Source organism: Paenibacillus germinis (genome assembly GCF_013141785.1).
Lineage (GTDB): Bacteria > Bacillota > Bacilli > Paenibacillales > NBRC-103111 > Paenibacillus_E > Paenibacillus_E phytorum.
Genome location: NZ_WHOC01000073.1, coordinates 16,294 through 38,121 on the forward strand (window position 1 = coordinate 16,294; position 21,828 = coordinate 38,121).

The 21,828-nt window shown below is 47.8% G+C and carries 15 protein-coding genes; 2 read left to right on the plus strand and 13 right to left on the minus strand.

What is annotated here, in order from left to right; all coding sequences use genetic code 11:
* Positions 1 to 2 precede the first annotated feature (2 nt).
* From GC102_RS14575 to GC102_RS14635, 13 genes are all read right to left on the minus strand, one after another.
* A complete protein-coding gene (locus tag GC102_RS14575) occupies positions 3 to 785 on the minus strand; it encodes an SDR family NAD(P)-dependent oxidoreductase (protein WP_171690187.1) in 783 nt (260 codons plus the stop codon).
* Positions 782 to 3,937, minus strand: a complete 3,156-nt coding sequence (gene ebgA, locus GC102_RS14580) for a beta-galactosidase subunit alpha (protein ID WP_246320921.1) — start codon at positions 3,935 to 3,937, stop codon at positions 782 to 784. Before ebgA ends, GC102_RS14575 begins: the two co-directional genes overlap by 4 nt.
* Before the next feature lie 146 nt (positions 3,938 to 4,083).
* Positions 4,084 to 5,283, minus strand: a complete 1,200-nt coding sequence (locus GC102_RS14585; RefSeq protein WP_171690188.1) for a response regulator transcription factor — start codon at positions 5,281 to 5,283, stop codon at positions 4,084 to 4,086.
* A 44-nt stretch (positions 5,284 to 5,327) separates the two neighbouring features.
* A complete protein-coding gene (locus GC102_RS14590) occupies positions 5,328 to 6,155 on the minus strand; it encodes a carbohydrate ABC transporter permease (RefSeq protein ID WP_171645706.1) in 828 nt (275 codons plus the stop codon).
* Positions 6,156 to 6,172: 17 nt separating this feature from the next.
* Positions 6,173 to 7,057: a carbohydrate ABC transporter permease gene (locus GC102_RS14595; protein ID WP_171690189.1), complete on the minus strand. Its 885-nt coding sequence runs from the start codon at positions 7,055 to 7,057 to the stop codon at positions 6,173 to 6,175.
* A gap of 191 nt (positions 7,058 to 7,248) precedes the next feature.
* Entirely contained in the window at positions 7,249 to 8,571 is a 1,323-nt protein-coding gene (locus tag GC102_RS14600) for an ABC transporter substrate-binding protein (RefSeq protein WP_312883273.1), read from the minus strand.
* Between the two features lie 97 nt (positions 8,572 to 8,668).
* On the minus strand, positions 8,669 to 10,462 hold the full coding sequence (locus tag GC102_RS14605; RefSeq protein ID WP_246320922.1) for a sensor histidine kinase: 1,794 nt from the start codon (positions 10,460 to 10,462) through the stop codon (positions 8,669 to 8,671).
* 455 nt (positions 10,463 to 10,917) lie between these two features.
* Positions 10,918 to 12,471 (minus strand): extracellular solute-binding protein, encoded by a 1,554-nt coding sequence (locus GC102_RS14610; protein WP_171690190.1) that lies wholly within the window; start codon positions 12,469 to 12,471, stop codon positions 10,918 to 10,920.
* 76 nt (positions 12,472 to 12,547) lie between these two features.
* Positions 12,548 to 13,423: a carbohydrate ABC transporter permease gene (locus tag GC102_RS14615; protein WP_171690191.1), complete on the minus strand. Its 876-nt coding sequence runs from the start codon at positions 13,421 to 13,423 to the stop codon at positions 12,548 to 12,550.
* Between the two features lie 12 nt (positions 13,424 to 13,435).
* Positions 13,436 to 14,401, minus strand: coding sequence for an ABC transporter permease (locus GC102_RS14620; protein WP_171690192.1), 966 nt, complete (start codon positions 14,399 to 14,401; stop codon positions 13,436 to 13,438).
* 127 nt (positions 14,402 to 14,528) lie between these two features.
* Positions 14,529 to 16,373 carry a cache domain-containing sensor histidine kinase gene (locus tag GC102_RS14625; protein WP_171690193.1) on the minus strand — a complete coding sequence of 615 codons (1,845 nt, stop codon included), beginning with the start codon at positions 16,371 to 16,373 and terminating at the stop codon, positions 14,529 to 14,531.
* Positions 16,374 to 16,388: 15 nt separating this feature from the next.
* Positions 16,389 to 18,005 (minus strand): response regulator, encoded by a 1,617-nt coding sequence (locus GC102_RS14630; RefSeq protein WP_171690194.1) that lies wholly within the window; start codon positions 18,003 to 18,005, stop codon positions 16,389 to 16,391.
* A 94-nt stretch (positions 18,006 to 18,099) separates the two neighbouring features.
* Positions 18,100 to 19,215, minus strand: a complete 1,116-nt coding sequence (locus GC102_RS14635; protein ID WP_171690195.1) for a LacI family DNA-binding transcriptional regulator — start codon at positions 19,213 to 19,215, stop codon at positions 18,100 to 18,102.
* A gap of 149 nt (positions 19,216 to 19,364) precedes the next feature.
* Here GC102_RS14635 and GC102_RS14640 point away from each other — a divergent pair, with 149 nt between their 5' ends.
* Both GC102_RS14640 and GC102_RS14645 read left to right on the plus strand, forming a co-directional pair.
* A complete protein-coding gene (locus tag GC102_RS14640) occupies positions 19,365 to 20,771 on the plus strand; it encodes an FAD-dependent oxidoreductase (protein ID WP_171690196.1) in 1,407 nt (468 codons plus the stop codon).
* Positions 20,772 to 20,790: 19 nt separating this feature from the next.
* The gene (locus GC102_RS14645) at positions 20,791 to 21,402 is read left to right on the plus strand and encodes an SGNH/GDSL hydrolase family protein (RefSeq protein ID WP_171690197.1); all 612 of its coding nucleotides are present in this window, start codon (positions 20,791 to 20,793) and stop codon (positions 21,400 to 21,402) included.
* Positions 21,403 to 21,828 lie beyond the last annotated feature (426 nt).

The following is a 21,828-nucleotide window of genomic DNA, read 5'->3' on the forward strand; positions in this document are numbered from 1 at the left end:
TATTACGCCAAACCGCCGCCATCGACAACAAGCACGCTCCCCGTTACCCATGTGGATAAGTCGCTAGCAAGGAAAAGCACGGCACTTGCAATATCGCGCGGTGTTCCGAGCCGTTCAAGCGGGCGCCCCGACGCTGACGATACAAGGAACGAGCCTTCCTCTTGTCCGAGCTGCTTCGCTTCGTCCCGTAATAGAGGTGTATCTGTATCTCCTGGGCAGACGCAATTCACACGAATGTTGTCTTGACCATGGTCGATCGCCATCGCCTTCGTCAGATTAACGACGCCAGCTTTTGCTGCGCAATAGGCGGCCGCTTTATCTCCACCTTTGAGCCCCCAGCCGGAGCCTGTGTTAACGATACTTCCGCCGCCGCTTTGCGCCATGAACGGAATCATATATTTAGAGAGCAGATACACGCCCTTGAGTGAGACATCAATCACAAGATCCCAATCCTTTTCCTCTAACTCAACGACCGTTTTCCGTCGAATGACACCCGCATTGTTGAACAAAATGTCGATACGGCCGTGGTCGTGCATAATGGCTTCCGAAGCGCGCTTACAGCCCTCGCCGGACGTCACGTTACACACATAAAACGCAGCTTTCCCGCCGCCTTCCGCGATACTTGCCGCAGCGGCCTGTCCTTGCGACTCATTAATGTCCAGCAGCATGACATTCGCACCGAACTCGGCTAGCATGGTGGCTGTCGCCAATCCGATGCCCGAAGCGCCTCCCGTTACGACCGCTACTTTCCCTGTCAAATTGAGTGCGTCCCCTGTTTTGTTCATTTTGTCATCGCTCCTTTTTTCGCTAATGCCGTTGGTGAAATCAGTTCTTTATGATAAGGCGTGATCGCGAGTTCAAATCGGAACTTCTCAGCCTTCAATGCATAAGCAGGAAGCTGGGCAGGACCGCAGCTGTTGCTGCCAAGCCCATTTTGCCGATAGTCCAGGTTCAGCGTAATCGTATCTCTCGGCGCCAACTCCGTGCTGATCTTAGCCTGCTCAAAGTCTTCGGCCCTATAACGATGAGCGGAAAACTCAAGCTGCGGCTCCCCGACTGCAAGCAGCCCAATGCCGCGGACGTTAGTAAGCGACACCCAAGCAGCATCCGTCCGGTTGCCGTTGTCCTGCGGAAATACGTATGGCGTATACAGTTCATCGACGGAAGCTTGGTAGAGTCCAATCAAATTGGCTCGCTTACTGTCGCTATAGCATTCGCCAGGTCCCCTGCCGTACCAGTTCACGCAGTCGAGATTACCCGGCAGCTCCATTCGGAGGCCGATTCTCGGCAGCATGCTCGGCAGCTTCCCAGGTCCATCAGGCTCGCCTTCAACCTCAATACGGACTTCACCGCTGCTGGAAACCGTATAACAATACGTGCAGCGGAACCCATAATCATGAACTGGCGGAGCGATTCGTACATATGTTCTAACAATGGCCGTCGAAGCTCCTGATTGCTCCCATTCCACCCGCTCTACGCGATGCTGCAGTCTGTCGAGATGAGCTTTGCGCCATTCCTCCACGACGTACATATCGTTGTCGATCGGCGCCCGCCAGAAGTTTAGCACAGGGCCTTTTCCCGCTGCAATAACGTCCGTACCTTCGTGCTTCCACCTCTGAATCGTCCCTTTCAGCAGGTCGAATACGAGCTCGAACTGCGGCCCCGTAATCGCCAGCAAGTGCCCAGATGTCTTACATATTAACGGCTCTGCCTCATCCGCCATAAGCCCGGGGTTTTCGAACACATCCTGCTGACCGTTTGTTTGCGTCCCTGCCGTCAGTTGAAATTGCGCTGTCGCCACTTCATGACCCCTTTTCGCCCAGGAGACATCCTTATTCAAGCAAAAACTCAATATAAGCTGGCAATCCGTGTGCGCCTCTGAAACCCGCGATCCTTTGGCAATCGGCAGTTCAATCGTTGCATTCCCTTGTGCCGGAATGTGCGGCAATTCCCGGGAACCGCTATCCAGCAGCTTGCCATCCCCGTACACCGACCAGAACAGTTCAAGCCCATTTAGCGATATAAAATCGTATAAGTTCGTAATTTCCAGCAAACCGAGGCTCAAATCGACCTCTTTCACTTGTACCGGTTCAATGACTTTCTTGTATTCGAGCAGGCCAGGCGAAGGCGTGCGATCAGGGAAAATAAGTCCATCCAAGCAAAAGTTCGCATTGTTCGGCACATCGCCGAAATTTCCGCCATACGCATAATATGTCTTGCCGTCTTCCGTAGTCTGCTTCAGTCCATGATCGATCCATTCCCACACGAAGCCGCCCTGCAGCCGCTTATGTTTACGGAACGTTTCTTGATACTCCGTCAGTCCCCCTGGACCGTTGCCCATCGCATGCGCATATTCGCAAATGACATGCGGCAGCTCATAGCCTTCTTCCTCGGCAAGTGCGGTCAGCTTTTCGACCGATGAATACATCGTACTGCTGATATCAACAGCTTTCAGCTCTCGATCTTCTTCATAATGAATCAGCCTCGTCGGATCGTTCGCCCTGCACCAATCGGCCATCGCCATGAAATTGCAGCCGAAGCCGGATTCGTTGCCGAGCGACCAAAAGATGATGCAGGCGTGATTCTTATCCCGCTCCACCATCCGCTGTACTCGATCCACGTATGCTTCCTTCCACGCGGGATCGTCGCTAATGCGGCTAATGTTGCCGAGCGGTTCGAAGCCATGCGTCTCCAGATCTGCCTCATCCATCACGTACAAGCCGTACTCATCGCACAGGTCGTAAAAGCGCGGATCGTTTGGATAATGCGCTGTCCGTACCGCATTGATGTTATGCTGCTTCATCAGAAGCACGTCCTGCAGCATTGTCTCGTAAGGCGTGATGCGTCCGAGCTCCGGGTGATGGTCGTGCCGATTCACCCCATTAAGCATGATGACAACGCCGTTTACATAAAAGTTGCCGTCCTTCAGCCCAACCTGGCGGAAACCGACGCGCTGCGGAACGATTTCTATGTCCTGTCCCTTCGTATTGGTCAGCGTGAGCAGCAGCTTGTAAAGCTGCGGATCCTCTGCCGACCACAGCTGAGGATTCGCCACGTCCAGTCGAAGCTCCACGACTTGCTCTGCCCCGCCGGGCAATGTCACATTGTTCGACTGTATGGCGCCAATCAGGGCAGTACCCGAAGCGTCCAATAGCTGCGCACTCAGCATATATCCAGCCATCTCATCTTCAAGCAAATTTGCGATACTTGCCTTGATGGCTAACAAACCGTGCGTATACCCTTCCGTCAAATCCGTCCGAATCGTAAAATCCCGAATCTGCACTTGCGGTCTTGCAAACAAACTAACATCGCGAAAAATTCCGCTTAGCCACCACATATCTTGATCTTCCATATAACTGCCGTCCGACCATTGAACGACCCGAACCGCAAGTGTATTCGAGCCGGAATGTACAAAAGGGGTAATATCGAATTCCGACGGTAAACGGCTTCCTTGACTGTAGCCGACCTCCTGCCCGTTCACCCAAAGATGAAATGCGCTGTCCACGCCTTCAAATCGGAGCACGATTTGCCGGCCGTCCCACATCTGCGGAACATGAAAAGACTTGCGATAACAGCCGGTCGGATTATCCGAAGGCACATACGGCGGGTCTACGGGGAACGGATAGTGCAAATCCGTGTAATGCGGTTTTCCATAGCCTTGCAGCTGCCACATGCCCGGCACGTCCACCCGGTCCCAGCCGTCATCCTCGTAATCCTCCGTATAAAAGTACTCCGGCGCACTCGCCGGGCTTTCCGCGTACGCAAATTTCCACGTCCCGTTCAACAAACGATACCAGGGAGAATTCCCTCTCTCATAGGTGAGAGCGCTTTCTCTTGTCGTATAAGATTGAAAGTAGCTGCGCGGCTTCATCCTGTTTCGCTGCAGCACCTGCAAGTTCTCCCAATCGTTCATTAACGCTCGAATTCCGACTTTCAACGTCCTCGCCCCCCGTCATGATAGTATTTTATTAATGATTGCGCTTAGAATTGCTGTTAGTATAAAGGGAATCGGCTTGCAAAAGAACGGAATTCTAACGCCATTTTTGTGCCAAATTGTCGTTCACAAGAGCTTGTTCTTGCCTTTCAGGTGCCTTTTTGTCCGGTCAAATTCGTCCTTTTGTTCGCTCGGTATTGGCTCGGCGTCATACCTGTACACCGTTTGAACCATTTGCTAAAATAATTCGCGTCGATCATCCCGAGCTGATCGGAAATATCGTTCACCGTAAGCCCCGTGTTAAGTAACAGCTCATCTGCCTTTTGCAGCTTGTATTTGGCTTGAAAGTCGATGAAATTTTCACCTACCGACTTTTTGAAAAGCGTGCTAAAATGACTCCGACTAAGCCCAACCCGGTAGGCCAGCTCGGCAACCGACCAGGTGACGGATTCCCCGGACGTAAGAAGCTGCACCGCCTTGGCGATTGGCTCGGGCCAGCTCCCTGCCGCTTGATCGTACAGCGTATTTGACTGCATATCCGTATACGTCTCGCTTACAGCCTTCATCCAACTGTGCGAATCGGTAACCGGACCATTTCGCGTCCAGCTAAGTGATCCAATCCGACTTTTCGCTTCCTTCCATTTCAGTTCTAGTGCGCCGGGCGTATCTTCCTTGCAAACGAACAACTGCTTTTCCGAGCCGCATGGGATGCGGATGTGTCTTTGTCCCGGCGCCGGTTCCCATTCATTGTCCTGCATCCGCTCTAATTCGCCGACAACAACCCCATAAACTACGCAGCCTGTTTTCATCCAGGCCCAGTCACCATCAAGCCACTTTCGCAGCTGCTTCTCCATCTCCTCGGCAGAATAAAAACCGCCAAGCCACGCACCAATATAGGCGATTTGGTCCTTCGCATCCAGTGCGGCATCTTCGGACTGTTCACCCTGCTGTCGCTGCCTCTTGTGAAAAAGCTCCTGAAACTGTCTCAGGTATGACTCCATTTCCTCTTCGTCCATGTCTGTCTTCAGCACATAACCAGATGCTCCGAGTTTGAGTCCTTGCTTCGCGTAAGCAAAGTCCTCATGGCAACTGAGCAGCAGCACACTCGTCTCCGGAGCGACTTCCTTTACCTTCAGCGCTAACTCCAACCCATTCAGCTTCGGCATCACGATATCTGTAATGACGACATCTGGCTTGTACGCCACGAACGCCTCCCAACCTTTCAGGCCGTTAGCTGCATCCGCCACCACTTCCATATCGAATCGTTCCCAAGGGATTGTTGCGCGAAGCCCCTTGCGAACAATAAGTTCGTCGTCTACAATAAGCACCTTGATCGATTTATCTGCCAATAGTGTCGCCTCCTATACAGTCCAAACGGATTGCTAACACTATTTTAACCTTTCACGGAGCCATCCATAAGCCCTGATATAAGCTGCTTCTGGAAAATGAATATAATCGCAAGCATTGGCAAAATGCTGATGACCGAGCCTGCCATGATCAGGTTGTACGGGGTGCGTACACCCGCCTCCAAAGAGCGGATCGCAACGGCTATCGTCAAATGCTCAGGCGAGCGCAGTAAAACCGTCGGCCACAGAAAATTGTTCCACTCTTCCACGAAAAAAATGATGCCAAGCGACGCGAACGCAGGCAAAAGGATCGGAACGATGAGGCGGAAGTACATCCGCACCTCGGAGCAACCGTCGATTCTACCTGCTTCCAACAGCTCATTTTCGATAGAAGCACAGTACTGCCGCATGTAAAAAATACCGAATGCACTCGTCAGTCTGGGCAAAAGAACGCCCCAAAGGCTGTCGATTAGTCCCAACTTACGGTAAATCATAAACAGGGGAATCATCGCCGACTCCATCGGCACCATCAGCGAAGCTAGCACCAGGCCGAACAACAGTCCTTTGCCTCGAAACTTGTATTTGGCAAATGCGAATCCCGCTAGCGAACAGAACAAGAGCGCGCCCGCCGTTCCTGTCGTTGCTGTAAACAAACTATTCAGGATGACATTTCCGAAATGTTTCTCCGTAAAAAGTTGCGTGTAGTTTTCCCAGTGCAGGACACTAGGAATCCACACCGGGGGTGTAACGAAAATATCGCTCCTCGCCTTGAGCGACGAGCTGAGCATCCATACAAACGGAAATAAAAACAAAGCCGCTATCGCTAGAAACAGCACAAACAAGAGACCAGAGAGGGCCGTTTGCCTTTTGTTCATGTCATGCACCCTCCCTCTTAATCGTTATCGCGGAACAGCCGCAGCTGAACCACCGAAATAACCAACATTAGAATAAAGAAAAACATCGCTAATGTAGATGCGTATCCAAAATTCAAATTTTGAAAGCTTTCCTTGTAAATCAACACGACGGGTGTCGTTGTCGCTTTGGCCGGTCCTCCGTTCGTTAAGATGAACGGCTCCGTAAACAGCGAGAACGTCCCAAGTGTTGAAAGAACGGTACAGAAGGCGAGCAGCTTTCTCATCATTGGCACTGTCAAGTAGATGAACGATTGCAGCGCATTCGCTCCATCCACCTTCGCCGATTCATAGAGTGATTTCGGGATATTTTGCAAGCCGCCAAGCAGTAGAATCATGTTGTACCCCGTCCAGCGGTAAATAACGAGCAAAGCGACCGAAATCCGCGCCCACCCCGGCGTCTCCAGAAATGGAATCGGTGAATCAATCAGTCCAGTCGATAGCAGTAGTTGGTTAAGCACACCATTGCTCGTATTGAAAATAAGCAGAAAAACAAACGATATGGCGACGACCGAAGTAATATTCGGAATGAAAAAGACAGTGCGAAAAAAACCTTTTGCTTTCATCAAGCCGCTGCTGAGACATACGCCAAAAACGAGCGCAAGCAGCAGCATGATCGGGACGTAAAGCATGAAAATGATCACGCTGTTGAACACGGAATACCAAAAATCGCCGCTTTGCAGCACGTTGATATAATTCGTCCATCCGACGAACTCCTTCTCTGCTTGGCCGTGCCATTTCGTAAAGCTCAAGTAAATCGAATACACAAAAGGCGATAGTGTAAATAGCAAAAAACTGACCACGAACGGAGCGACGAACGCGTATGGCGCGGTTTTCAATTGCCATTTCCAATAAGGACTCTGCATCGTGCCTCCTCCTAAGCGTTTTGCGTTGCGCAGTGCAAAAATGACTTCGCAAGCATTTAATTGAAAGCGTTTTCTTTGTACAACAAAGAGCCTTCAGCTCCGTTTATTTGTCGTATGTCATGTTGTCTTTCACGGAGCGAAGGCTGCTGCTTATACATTTTTTTGCGATATACTTATATGCTGCCGCCGAATTACTTGCGGCCTGTTTTTTGCCTAAGCTGAGTGGCAGTTTTTTGGAAGACGCTTTCCACCGATTTGTTGTCGAGGAATATTTCAGCAAAGGCGTTAATGACCATTTCATTGGCTAGCGGATAATCTTTTGTGTATACGATCGGCGCAACCTTTTTCACCGCGTCTACATAAAGCTGTCGGACCGGCTGATTGTTGAAATACGGTACTTTTTCCTGAAAAATAGGATCGCTGTACGTTGTTTCAAGCGAAGGGAACAGTCCGCCTTCCTTCATCATTTTCAGCTGAGAGTCCGAACTCCCGAGCATAAATTCGATAAACTTCCAGGCTTCTTCCGGGTGCTTGGAGTTTTTGTTGATGGCTAAGTTCGAGCCGCCGTCGATGGCGCTTGCGTATTTGTCGTCTTTCGACCATTTCGGCATCGGTGCGACCGACCAATTGCCTTTGCCCTCCGGATCGATCTGCGTCGGAAGCAGAGCATCGTACCAGGAAGCGCCTACGACCGTGGCGAATTTGTTTTCCTTAAACGAGTTATACCAAGCATCGCTCCATGGTTTCGCTTCATAGACGAATCCTTGTTTAACCATATCGACGAAGTATTGCCCCATCTTGATGACTTCCGGATTGTCGAGCTGTACCGAACCATCTTGTCCGAAATACCAGAGTCCGTGCTGCCACAGCATTTGCCCGAAGAACGTGGCGTCGGTTTTCGTCTTGGAATCGGCCATCATTGCATATCCCGTTTTTTCCTTCAGCTGCTTGGCAAACCGCATGTAGTCATCCCACGTCTGCAATTGCGACGCGACTTCCTTCGGATCGGACGGCAGTCCCGCCTTCTTGAACATATCGTTGCGATAGAACATGACAACCGGTCCGCTATCCCACGGCATCGCGTAAACTTTATCGTCTTTCGTCGCATCCGCCCACTTGTAGGCGTTCATTTTATCCTTATAAGGCGCTACTTTGCTGCTGATATCGAGCAGTCCGCCCGTTTGCACCATTTGGGACAAACGCAGCGTTTCCAAATTCACAACGTCCGGAACGGCGTCGCCGGAGCTCGCTGCGATCAAGAAGTTCTGATATACGTCCGCCTGAGCCAGCACATGCAAATCGACATCGATATTCGGGTACTTTTGCTTGAAGGCAGGCATGTTCAAATCGATCACGTTCTTGGCATCTTCCCAAATCCAGACGACAACCTTCGTCTTCTCACCGGAACCGCCGACTTCAGCTTGCTGCTTCGAGCTGGTACAGCCGGAAAGCACGGTCGTCAGCCCAACCACCATGCAGAGCGCTGCTAGCGTGAGTTGTTTATTTCTCTTCACTTTACATTCCCCCTGTTTATGTCCCTTGCCTGTGCTCTCATTATACGAGGATTGTAAGCGTTTCAAAATGGCGGTTTGTTCGGAATGTAGTGTCAACTTATTCGAACTTTTCAGGGCTATGTGCCATTTTGTCCGAACCATCTGGCAATTTGTTTGAAAGCGGGTTATGGGATTCCCGAATTTCTTCCTTCATAGGCCAACGAATCGTAATCGTCGTCCCATTTCCTTCCTGCGACTCGATCTTCATGCCATATTGCTCGCCAAAATGCAGCTTAAACTTCTGATCCACATTGAAACAGCCTAGTCCTCCCCGACCCGACCTCGGCATCTGTTCGTCAAGCAGCGTTGCCAATCGTTGTTCCGGTATCCCTTCTCCATTATCGGCAAGAACGAGCATCAGCTCTCCTTTATGTTTGGCGACCGTTAACTTGATGGTACCCTCCCCATCCTCAAATCCATGAAAAAAACAATTTTCGAGCAAGGGCTGCAGTGTCATGCGCGGTATCAAATAATGGTTCAGTTCCTCCTCGACGCTCGATTGAAATTCGAACGCGCCTCCGTAGCGCACCTCTTGTATTTTCAAATAATGCTCGACGGTGCGCAGCTCCTTATGCAAAGGAACTAGCTCCTGAGTCGTAATGAGACTGCCTTCCAGCACCTTTGTCAGATGATAAATCGTTTGTCTGATTTCATCGTCCCCTTTGAGCTTTGCTTGCCATTGGATCGAGTTCAACGTGTTTAAAAGCAGATGGGGATTGATTTGGTAATGAAATGCTCGCAGCTCGGCTTCCTTCTTCAGCTGTTCTTTCTTCGTTACCTCTTGAATAAGCGTCTGAATTTGCTCGACCATGCTGTTGAAACTATTACCTAGCCGTCCGAGCTCATCTTCGGATCCTAGATCGATTCGCGAATGCAGCTTACCGATGCCGACGAGCTCCATTTTGTTTTTGAGCCGCTTGATCCGCTTCGTAATTTGCGAGGAAAACAGAAACGATACGATAAGCGCTAGTAAAAGTGTTCCCGCTATAACAACCGCCGTCAGCGGCTGAATAACATTAACGGAGCGATACACCTGCTCATAGGGCGTTCGGACTTCCACCGTCCATTTATTCGATTCGAGCGTTTTCGTCCAGACAAGATCATCGGCTTTGGACATTGCCGTTTGCGGAGTAGTGTAGATCGCTCTACCTGACGCGTCACGGATGGATACGAACGAATGCAGCTCTCCCTCCAGCATCCGAAACGAATCGAGCACTTTCGTTGCATCAACCTCGATGAAAATAAATCCGTTCGTGAACGTCCCGTACTGACTGCTTAGCGGAAAGACGAATCCCATTACCTGATCCGGTAAATTCAAATTACGGGCGATATAATAATCCGGCGCATGAAAGCCCGTCCAATATTCGCCGTGCAGCCCGCTAGGAATCGCTTTCCACCAGTCTGACTGACGAAGCCGATCGACATTAATTTGCGGAGAGCCGTAGTAATAGCCCGACTGCGTGATGAGATAGATGCCCGTTGAGTCCATCGTCTTATGTGCATCGAGAAACCGCTCGAAATTTTTTTGATCGAGAAAGCTGGCGTAGCTGCTGGACTCCTCTTCATGGAGTGTGTTGTTGAGCGGATCGAGCAAATAGGAATAAATATAGCGCGAGGTCATTTGCATTTGACTGGCGTACGTGTCGAGCTGTGCTTGCAGCTGATTGACGGCGGACTGCCCGTATTGACCGATTTGGGCTTGCACGATTTGCGACGATTTGGCGTACGACAAGTAACCTAGAATGTTGAGCGGAATAATGGCGACAATTAGAAAAAACAGAAACAGCTTCGCGCGGAGGTTTCTTTTTGGATAGAAAAACAAGGATTGCATGCGGCGGATCGCTGTATTCATGGAAGTAATCTCCTCACGTAAGTGACAATAGTTGAGTTCGCGTTGTTTTAAACTTAGCACTACTTCTTTACGGGGTCTACATCTCCTTTTTTCCAAATTCGGATGTTATCCAACTCTACCCTTTCCTTTACCTATACGATGGTAACCAGAATTTGCTGAGGGAGCGTACAGGCGCTATTTGGACGAATAACCCCCAGATTCATGAGGAAGAGGAACGACGAGGCGTTATTTCGCTGTTTTTTGCGTCCACATCGTTTATTTTGATCAAATAACGCCCTCTCGTTCCTCTCATTCGATTTCTAGTGCAGATTTCCCAAAATAACGGATCGACGTTCCTCCAACCAGAGGTCGGGTGACTTTTGCATTGCAATCGACAGAAACTAAAACAAAAAAAATGAGATGGCAAGAATAACCTTGCCACCTCATTTTTTTGTTTACATTAATGAATTTTATACTTATTTCTTTACAGTTGCATACCAATCGTTGACTTCTTTGAAGCTTACATCTCCGCCAGATGATTTAAATTTAGCTATGAATGCGTCCAAACCGCTTAACGGCTCAGCTCCGAAAATCAACTTCGTTGTATAGTCGCCTACCATGGTGTTCAACTGTTGGAAGTTTTTAGTGAACTCAGGCAAGTAAGGAGCGAAGCCTAGTGGATCTTTGATTCTGGTATTCGCCGGTTGAATCGTGTTCATGAAGTTCCAAGCATCGAACAAACGCATATCCTTACGAACACGTGCCTGCCAGTAAGTCGGATAGTTTGTGTCGTCCGTACCCATCAAGAAGTTGTTCGCTCTATTGCGCTCATCAGTGAAGATCGGTTGAATCGGCGTATATGCGCCATCCTTGAAGGTATAATGCTTATTTTCTTCGCCAATCGCCATGGTCTTGAATGTTTCTTTTTCAAGCTTAGCGTTCATCCACTTGATCGCATCTTCAGGATGCTTGGAAGCTTTAGGTATAAAAGTGATACGGTCAAAGCCTGATGGAGCGGTTAAACCGGCTTTTCCATCTTTACCTTTTAGCGCTGGAATAAAGTTAGCTTTCGCAGTAGGGATATTTTTAGCCAATGCATCAGCAATGACAGGTACGTCAGCCCAGTGAAGCATAATCATGCCTGCTCTTCCGCTTGTGAATTTCTCTTTAGCGGTAGCATCTTTATTAGCGGCAAACTCTTTGTCGAGCAAGCCTTGTTTAAAGAGATCAGCGGCAAAGGTCACATAATCTTTGTAGGCAGGGTCTAGAACTCGCGGTGTTAACTTGCCATTCACATCATTCCAGAAGGTCGATATGCCAAAAGCACCGACGATGTTATTAATGAACATCGCTTCGCCTCTTATCGTTAACGGAATATTCTTGTCTCCGTTTCCGCCAGGATCTTTCTCTTTGAAGGCCTTCAGAACGGCAACGAGTTCATCCAATGTAGTAGGCGCTTTCATACCTACTTTATCAAGCCAATCTTGCCTGATGTACAAGCTTTCGCCTGCAGAGGGAAGCGTTTTTGTTGGGATTGCATATAGTTTACCATCTACTTTTGCAGCTTCCAGGGCGTTAGGATCAATTGCCGCTTTAATATTCGGTCCATATTTGTCGATCAACGGCCCTAAGTCCGTTAAAGCTCCTTTTTTCGCATAATCTGCATATAGCGCTTTGAAGTCTGCGGTTCCGTTTGTAGTAATAGCATCATAAGGTTCGCCGGAAGCAATCAAGATGTTCAGCTTGTCTGTAGGCTTGTCCTGTGGCATCATATCGTATTTCACTTTGTAGCCGGTCTTTTCTTCAAGGAATTTAGCTACGGGATATGTGTTGTAATCTTCCTGCTGCCAGACTTGAAGCGATTTTAACTCCGGTTTTGGTCCAGCTGATGCTGGAGCTGCTGAGGCGGTGCTGTTTGGAGTTGCGCTGCTTCCTGAGTCTGTACTTTTCGAAGAGCAAGCGACAAGAGAAGTTACAGATAAGCTTGCTGCGAGCGTTAGCAGCATCATTTTTTTGTGTTTTTTTAACATGCGTGAACCTCCCTAGTAATTGTGTTTAATATATCATTAAACCCTTGATGCTAGTATCCAGGGTTTTAATGCAAATTTACCCTTTTACAGAACCGATGAGCACACCTTTGACAAAGTGCTTTTGCAAATAGGGATACACGAGCAGCATCGGTATGATCGAAGCGATGACGGTTGCAGCTCGAATACCTTCCGGTGATGCGTTCATCATATCGTCAACACTTTTGGTTACGGCACTTGAGCTATCTGCATCCAGGACAATATCACGCAAGTACAACTGCAAAGGCTTAAGGCTTGCGTCATTAATGTAGAGCATAGGGTGGAAGTAGTCATTCCAGAAGTAGACTGCATAGAAAAGAGCAATCGTTGCGATTACAGGTACGCTTAAAGGAAGAATGATGCGAAAAAGAATCGTAAAGTTACGAGCGCCATCCATTTTGGCGGATTCTTCAAGAGCTTCAGGCAAAGATTCATAGTAGCTTTTGATCACCAGCATGTTGAACACACTAATGAGAGCAGGCAGCATCAGTGACCATAAGCTATTAATTAAGTGGAGCTGTTTCATTAGCAAGTAATTGGGAATAATACCGCCATTAAACATCATCGTGAAAATAAACAGCAGCATAATCATCGAAATGCCTGGAAGATGCCTTTTGGACAATGGATAAGCCGTTATTGCTGTTAGCAGAATCGCAAGCACTGTACCTACAACCGTTATTAGTAGAGAAACCCCTATTGAGTGGAGAAACTGGCTCGAGGATACCACATATTTCATCGTTTCTAGCTGGAAGCCGACCGGAAAAATCCCTACTTTACCGGATATCACTGCCGATTCCTCACTAATTGCTTTGGATAAAATATTGACTAGTGGCAGCAAAGTAGCTAAGCCGGAAAGTATTAAAACAAGATAGATACAGATGTCTAAGGACCAATCACTAAGCGTTTTTTTATGCATGTTTCCAGCCCCCTACCATATGCTTCGCTTGATCAGCTTTTTGCTGAGTTCATTACCAGCAATAATTAGGATGAATCCAACGACAGAGTTGAACAATCCGACTGCTGTACTAAAGCTATAATCCTGTTGACCGAGCCCCTGCCGATAAACGAAAGTACCGATCACATCACCCGATTGATACACGACAGAGTTGTACATGGTCAGAATCTGCTCCGTGCCTGCTTCAAGCAAGTATCCCATGCGTAAAATTAAGATGAGAATGATCGTTGGCATAATACCTGGCAATGTAATGTGGAGCATTTGTCTAATGCGTCCTGCACCGTCAATGGAAGCTGCTTCATATTGTTCCTGCTCGATGCCTGCAATGGCTGCGATAAATATAATGGCATTCCAGCCTGATTCCTTCCAACCTGCTGTAAAAACCACTACACTTCGGAAGTATTGGTTGTCCAGAAAGAAGGATATCGGCGTCCCTCCGAACCACTGAATCATATTGTTCACTAGACCGCCTGATGGGGACAGGATATTAATAAACAATCCAGAAATGATCACCCATGATAGAAAATGCGGAAGAAATATAATGGTTTGAATCGTCTTCTTGAAAAAGGCCTTCCGAACCTCATTCAAGAAAAGCGCGATGATGATCGGTATCGGAAAAAGAAGCACAAGCTTGTAAACGCTGATCAACAAGGTATTCATGAAAACCTGATAAAACTCTTCGGAATGTATGAGCTTCTCAAATTGATCCAAACCCACCCATTTACTTCCAGCAAAACCATCAAAAATGTTGAAGTCTTGAAAAGCGATAATAATCCCGTACATAGGCGCATATTTGAATAAAAACAGAACTAATAACCCCGGTACTAATAATAGGTATAAATCATAATTAGTTAGAATTAGTTTCCAACGGCCACTACCTTTTGTTTTGGGCTTGGCGTGAGCTTTTTTTCGTTCAAGCTCTGTTAGCGAAACACTCATGAATGGCTCACCTCCGTGATCTTATAGGTTAATTATATAGGTGCCCTGAAACGACTTGTAGATGGTAATATTTCTGTTTCTGGTGCAATCTTATGGTATTTACGCAAACAAAAAGCCGACCTCTTTCTTATAGAGGCGGCTTATCAGATGAATGTTTATATGTCATTCGAACCGTAACTATTGTCCCTTCTCCGAGCGTGGAGTGAAGCTCCAGTCCATAGGCGTCTCCTGCGAACAACTTGATCCTTTCATTCACATTGTACAAACCATACGAGCTTCCGGAAACGTCTGATTTCATGGTGGGACGCGGCTCTGTCAGCAGACTTTGCACAAGCTCTGGCTCCATGCCGATGCCATCGTCAGTGACGGATAAGATTAGAACCCCCTCTTCTTGTCTGGCCTTGATCAAAATTGACCCTGTCTTGCCCTTTGATTTTCTTATCCCATGCAAAAGGGCATTTTCCACAATTGGCTGCAGTGTCAGCTTAGGCATTTCAATATCATCCAGGCCTTCTTCGATGTCAAAATGAACCTCAAAGCTCTTAGGAAATCGGGTTTGCTGAATCTCTAAGTAAACCTTGGCTAAATTAAGCTCATCGGTCACACTGACCAAATCTCTGCCCTTGTTTAAGCTTAGCCTGAAATATTTGGCCAAACCATCGATCATCTGGCTAATATCATGAGCGTTATGTCCAATAGCAATCCAATTGATCGTATCCAAGGTATTGTACAAGAAATGAGGATTAATCTGCGCTTGCAAAGCCCTCAGCTGCGCCTCACGCTCCTGCACCTTCGATTTATACGTCTCTTCCATTAAATCTCGGACTCTATGAATTAGATGGTCGACGCTTTTTTCAAGTAAATAGAAGTCGCCTTCTGACGTTCCGCTCCGTTCATCCAGCCCCTCCATGCCTTCTCGTTTAATTGCTCTTATCACCGTCTGCACTCTAAGATTCATTCCGCGTACGATAAAAGCAATCAGAATAAAAACAAGGATGAGGAACAGTATCGTCACTCCTGACAAAGTAGCCACACTGGCAAATTGATTCAACGAGGCCGTACGCGAGCTAATGACATTCTTAGGCACTTCCGCAACCAACTTCCAGTCCGTCGAGCCAATCGTCGTATAGACGACATATTGCTGGGTGTTGTCCTCAATGATGGCAGATACGCCCTCATTCTGTTGTTCTATAGCGCTAAGTACGGCGCTAGATTTCAGCTTCGTCCCGAGTAAGGATTTGTCGTTGTGCAGGACGATGGTGCCATCCGGTGCGACCATGAATACATTTTGCTCTTTGTTCAACTCAATATTGAATAGGATATTTTCTATGGTCTTAGCAGCGACTTCAATGGATAAAACACCTGACATATGATCATAATTATCCGGATCCCGCAGTACTCTAATACCCGAGAAAACGTAGCGGGTGCTCTCTGTATCATCTAAAAATCTTTCCAAGTAAGCTCCCGTCCACACGAGATTGCCACTGGAGTTCACTACATCTGTGTACCAAGGACGGTTTTTGATGCTTTCCCACGGAAAGAAATTCACTCTCTCATGGGAAAAAAGCTTGGAGTCGTCGACATACAATCGAACGCGGAATACAATCGGATTCGTTTGGGCATTATCAACTAAGATACGCAGTTCCTTCATAGCATCGAGTTGATCGCTATCCGATGTCGAGTTGCTTAAATACTGATGCAGCTTAGGATTCATGAGAATCGTATTCGAAATATCTCTGGCGGAATCGAATTGGTGATTTAAGTTGATTTCAGCCTGCTTCAGCGTCTGAAGCATCGTTCGCGTTACTTCTTCTTCCAAAATGCGGGAGTACCTCTGTGAGTAAGCATACAATAATACGGAAGCCGGTATCAGGATCAATACGATGTATGCGACCAGCCATAGCCTTGCTGCAACAACGCCCTTGAAGATCATCGATACGTAATTCAAGCCTCTAGTCATGAGTTGCTTCATTTCCCTCCACCGCCTTTACAAGACTTGATCGCGAAATGAGCTAGGCGTATGTCCGGTGTATTTCTTAAATATTTTGCTGAAATAGCTAGGATCCGAGTAGCCAACGGCATAGCAAACCTCATAAAACTTGTTGCTTGGGTCTTTCAAGAGCTCCTTCGCTTTGTCTACCCGAACTTTCGTCATATATTCGTTGATGGTTTCACCTGTCTCTTGTTTGAACAGCAGACACAGATAAGTCGTTGATAAAAATACTTCCTTCGCAATATCCCCAACTTGAAGGTTTTCCGCGAATCGTTTATCGATTAGGGAGCGAATACGTTCAATGACATTTTTGGCTTTGCCGCTGCGTTTCTCACCTATTCGCTCACAAACCTCGATGAGATGGGACTCCACAAGCCACCTTAAATCATCTAACGTTTCTTGCTGGAAAACCTCAGCCAGAAGCTCGTTCCCTTTCTCCTCCAGCCCCTGCCTGTGAACATTTAGCTCTAGCAAAATTCGGCTTGCAAGCAGCAGCAGCTGCAAGCTTAAGTTGCGCCCATACGGCATGCCTTCTGCACGATTGCGGGAAAGAGCGCTATAAATAACGTGAAGCTCCTCCTGCACCTTGCCAGCTTCCGCAGCTTTCAGAGAAGAGATCAATCTCTCATTCTGCGCTGGATCAAAGCGATACATGCTTTCCTCACGTTGTTCCAAATTATCCATGGAAATGATCTGGTTTTTTCCGAGAAACCATCTTTGATCGGCAGCTTCTCTTGCTTGCGAATACGACTGCGGTAAGCTGGCTAGCCTCGATATTCGCTCGCCCACGCCGATGGTCACACTAATTTTCAAATAGTTATAGAGACTTTCGCGAACTTCCTCGGCTAATGTAAACAAAAGACTTTCCTGATCTTCCTGCTCCACCAGCCGAAGAATGCCAACAAACTCGCCTATTTGATTTTCAAAAACATATCCACCAATCTCTTTCTCAATAAGCTCTTGCACGATATTAAGTACAGAGTAGGATAACAACTGCTGATCCCTTTCCGAACGAGTCTGTGCAACCTCAGAAGCATTATCCATGCGAATCGCAATCACCCAGTATGTCGCCTCAAGCGGAAGCTCAAGACCGAGGAATTGGGTGCGATCCTGTATACGTGTAGGAAAAGTAACCCCTTCCCTAATTAATGACATAAGGAATTTTTCCCGCAGCAAGGGCATGCTCTGAATGAGCTTGACCTGCATGTCCTCAATCAGTTTTCGTTCCTGTTTTTCCGTCTGCAAGGTACGAACCAAGCGTTCAACCACCACGCTAAGCTCCCCTAAATTGACGGGCTTAAACATATAATCGACCGCTTTGACTTGAAGCGCAGATTTCAAATATTCGACATCATCATGGCCGCTCACAAAAACAATTTTGATATGAGGGAATCGTTCGCTGAGTCTATTCGACATCTGAATGCCATCCATATTGGGCATGCGCACATCCGTTAACACTAAATCCGGCTTTAATCGTTCTATAACCTCTAACGCAACGTCACCGTCATCCGCATCACCCACCACTTCAATCCCATAAGCATTCCAGTCAAAATAAGTCCTTAACCCAAAACGAACTGTCGGCTCGTCGTCCACAATGACTAATTTATACATCTCGTGTCGGCCTCCCTTTAGCTGCAGATCTACTTATTATATCGTGCAAAAAAGCCAAGGACATATGAGAATATTATGATTTCTGGTTCTATATTTACTTGAATTCAGAAAAAACACGGCTGTTTGAAGGCGCTGTTGTTGTACTCCCAACAAAAAAATCACCTTGAATGCGAATGTGTTCAAATGGCAGTGTCGGATTGGCAATTCGCCACAGCATCCGGTCGGCAGCACGGTAACCGGTCTCTCGGATCGAAAGAAGCGGTCTTGTGAACGATGGCAGAGACTCGGATTGCTCATTCAGGAATCCAACCAAGGACACATCCTCAGGCACTCGCCACTGTAGCTCGTTGCATAACTTATATACGACCGGAACTTCATGGTCAATTCCGCAGATGATGGCGCTTGGCGTAAAATGTTCCATTCGTTGCAGCAGCTCTTCACGCCAATGTGCTTGGTTGGTCCGTTCACCGATGGAATGCATAGAAGGGTCGATCTCGACACCGAGCATATTCATCGCGTGACAGAAGGCTTGCCAGCGCAAAATAAAGCCACGCTGCAAATGGATATCTCCCACATACATAATTCGCTCATGCCCAAGGCTTCGCAGATAGGTTACCGCTTGAAACGCAGCTTCATAAACATCCCAAATCACGCTGTCTATTTTCACTCCTGGAGGAGGAAAGCTGAGCAATATTCGTGGCAGCTGCAGCCCAAACAGAGCGGGCTCCCACGCTTTAGGCACAATGCTTGGAGCGATGAAAATGCCATCCGCATAGGCCATTCCGCTTTCTTCGATCCAATCGTTTATATGTTCCTTCTTGATCTTTTGCGGTAACATGAGCAGCTCGATTTGATGGCCGAAGGAAAAGAAACGATCTTGAAGCCCTTGAAGCAACAGACGATTGTAAGCCACGGATTCTGCGGTCTGCACCAAAAGGAAGCGCTTCCGCTCATTGGGATAAGGAGCAATGCGATCGAGCCTAAGGCTGCGAATCTGATCCATTGTATAATAACCCAGCTTCTCGGCCGTATGGACAATAAGCTGTCTGGTAGCTTCCGACATGCCGGGTTTTCCTTTTAGCGCTTTAGACACGGTCTGTACAGTCAACCCAAGCTCCTTGGCAATCGTTTTTAACGTAACTTCCTTTCGGGTAGGCATATAGGGCTGCACCTCATAGTAGTCCGGATTTGTTATTCGTTTAGTTATCATATCACGTCCTCTTTTTTGATTAAACTAAAATTAAACTAGTTCCTCCATGTCAGGGACCTATAATGAAGGCAATGACAATCAAATTTAGCTTTAGCGAATGATTACAATTCCAGTTTTGCTGAAGCAGAACTCTTAGGAGGAACATCAACATGACGAAGTTGAACATTCAAACCGTAACAATACCATCGCAAAGCCTTCCTGTTAGTCACACCCCCGATGTGGTTGTCGTTGGAGGCGGCGCATCCGGCATTGCAGCAGCTATTGCCGCAGCCCGCAATGGCGCTAACACGTTATTAATTGAGCAAAGAGGTTACTTTGGCGGGATGGGGACAGCTGCTCTAGTTCCTGCCTTCTGCCCTTATACCGATGGGGAGAAGCCGGTTATTCGCGGAATCGGACTTGATCTGCTCGAGAAGATGAAACACGCTGCCGGTGATGACTTTATGCGACGTTACAAGGAACAGTTGGACTGGGTTCCCATCGATGTGGAAACGCTTAAGCGCGTATATGACGCAGAAGTACTGTCAAGCGGAGCGAAGGTACTGTTCCATACAGTAGCGGATCAGGTACTGCTGGATGGCGATCGAATAACTGGGCTAGTCATAAGCAATAAATCCGGACGGTCTGTCGTCCAAGCCAAACTGTACATCGATGCTTCGGGCGATGCGGATCTCGCTGCGCTGGCAGGTGTTCCTTTTCAAGTTGGAGGAGAGAACGGGGAGCTTCAACCTGGTACCATGTGCTATGTGGTTACTGGTGCAGACAAGGCACGCTATGAGCAGTTCCTTCAGGAGACAGGAGCGCATAGTCAACTGGAGAACATCGTCATTGAAGCGCAGCGAAACGGTGATCTCCCAGAGGGACGCAAGCGGATTTCCGGCATGGCCTGGATTTCCGATTCAATCGTCGGCTTTAATTTCGGTCATATCTTCAACATTGACGGCACGAAAGCGGAGGATTTGACCCGTGCCGCGATCGAGGGCCGGAAGCTTATCGACACCCAGATCCGGTTTTTACGTAAATATGTGCCTGGCTTTAAGCATATTTTCCTCGTTCACTCCGGCGACCAGATCGGTATTCGCGAAACTCGTCGAATCCAAGGGGACTATACCCTCGTAGTCGAGGACTTCTTATCGATGCGGACATTCGAAGACGATATCGCACGCAATTCTTACTTTATCGATATCCATTTGGCAAACGCCAACAGCACAATGACGATCAAGCATCTGCCAAAAGGCAAATCCCATGGCGTACCATATCGCTGCATGCTTCCGCAAGGCAAATCGAATTTAATCGTAGCCGGACGTTCAGTCTCTTCCGATCGTCCTGTGCAGGGCTCGCTTCGCGTCATGCCAAACTGTTTTGCGATGGGAGAGGCCGCAGGTGTCGCGGCAGCTATGGCAAGCTTCGCTGGCATTGGTTTCCGCGAGGTTCCGATCTTAGAACTGCAGAACAAGCTGATCGCGCAGGGTGCATGGCTTGGTGAACGGCCGGGTAAAGCTGATGCGGATCAACCCGTTGCCGTAGGTGCCGTTACATTTGATGAAGAATGTTAGTGTAGGGAGTGTTCATGAAATGCAAAGTAAGTGGGTAGAAAAAACCTGGGGGACACTCGGCGACAGCATTACGGAGGCCGGAGGATATCAGCCTCTCATTCAGTCTGCTCTAGGCTTTTCGAGCGTGATCAATTATGGGAAAAGCGGCTGTCCGATGACTGCCGGAGGCGACCGCGATTACGGAGCCACAACACATGTGGGCAAAACGATAGATGCTTCCTTGAATTGCGTCACCATCTTCGCGGGAGTGAATGATTTTCGCTTGGATAAACCGATTGGCGACATCGGTTCGAACGATATTTATACGTTTTATGGAGCCTACACGACCCTTATCGAAGATATTTTGACGAAAAATCCGCGCTGCCGCCTAAGCTTGTGGACACCCCTGCAGCGGGATAAAGATGGTTATGACATCTTCTACATCAACGCTGCCGGGCACCGTTTATCCGATTATGTCGAAGCCATTAAGCATATTGGTCGTCTGTATGCGCTCCCTGTCCTTAATCTGTATGAACAAAGCGGGCTTAATAAGCTGACGCTGCCCCTTTTTACTTCAGATGGCTTGCATCCAAATGAGTCTGGGCATCGACGCATTGCGGATATGGCGATACCCTTTTTATTAAGTTTGTGAAAAAAGCCCTTCTCAGGTCTATGAACCTGGGACCCCATTCGTGGAAAAGATGGCTCCTGTATTCGGTATTCGCCGGGAGTCATCTTTTTTATGTCCATTGACTCCAAAATTCGATTATGAGTCGTTCAGCAGCTTCTGGAGGGTAGATGGGTTACCGTGGTTTCCAATGTTGTAGTCTCTACAACAATTCACACGCCTAAAGGCTATTTTGCAAGTAAAAATTGTAGTTTGTACAACTTTTCGAACCCATTTGTCGCGAAATGGCCTGTATGGGGCTGGAATTGTTGCACATTATGCAACAACGAGGGGAGAGAGGCGGGATCTAGGCAGAATTGTTGCATTTTCTACAATATCATTCAACCGAGAAGATGGATTCATTCGAACCTTATTCCCCCGCTACTCCAACTATTTCCCACGTATAATCCT

Bases quoted from the DNA above. Each gene is read 5' to 3' on its own strand.
- GC102_RS14605 (WP_246320922.1), bottom strand. From the start codon at position 10,462: ATGAATACAGCGATCCGCCGCATGCAATCCTTGTTTTTCTATCCAAAA.
- GC102_RS14625 (WP_171690193.1), bottom strand. From the start codon at position 16,373: ATGAAGCAACTCATGACTAGAGGCTTGAATTACGTATCGATGATCTTC.
- GC102_RS14645 (WP_171690197.1), top strand. From the start codon at position 20,791: ATGCAAAGTAAGTGGGTAGAAAAAACCTGGGGGACACTCGGCGACAGC.
- GC102_RS14610 (WP_171690190.1), bottom strand. From the start codon at position 12,471: ATGTTAAAAAAACACAAAAAAATGATGCTGCTAACGCTCGCAGCAAGC.
- GC102_RS14590 (WP_171645706.1), bottom strand. From the start codon at position 6,155: ATGAACAAAAGGCAAACGGCCCTCTCTGGTCTCTTGTTTGTGCTGTTT.
- GC102_RS14575 (WP_171690187.1), bottom strand. From the start codon at position 785: ATGAACAAAACAGGGGACGCACTCAATTTGACAGGGAAAGTAGCGGTC.
- GC102_RS14630 (WP_171690194.1), bottom strand. From the start codon at position 18,005: ATGTATAAATTAGTCATTGTGGACGACGAGCCGACAGTTCGTTTTGGG.
- GC102_RS14635 (WP_171690195.1), bottom strand. From the start codon at position 19,215: ATGATAACTAAACGAATAACAAATCCGGACTACTATGAGGTGCAGCCC.
- GC102_RS14595 (WP_171690189.1), bottom strand. From the start codon at position 7,057: ATGCAGAGTCCTTATTGGAAATGGCAATTGAAAACCGCGCCATACGCG.
- GC102_RS14620 (WP_171690192.1), bottom strand. From the start codon at position 14,401: ATGAGTGTTTCGCTAACAGAGCTTGAACGAAAAAAAGCTCACGCCAAG.
- GC102_RS14615 (WP_171690191.1), bottom strand. From the start codon at position 13,423: ATGCATAAAAAAACGCTTAGTGATTGGTCCTTAGACATCTGTATCTAT.
- GC102_RS14640 (WP_171690196.1), top strand. From the start codon at position 19,365: ATGACGAAGTTGAACATTCAAACCGTAACAATACCATCGCAAAGCCTT.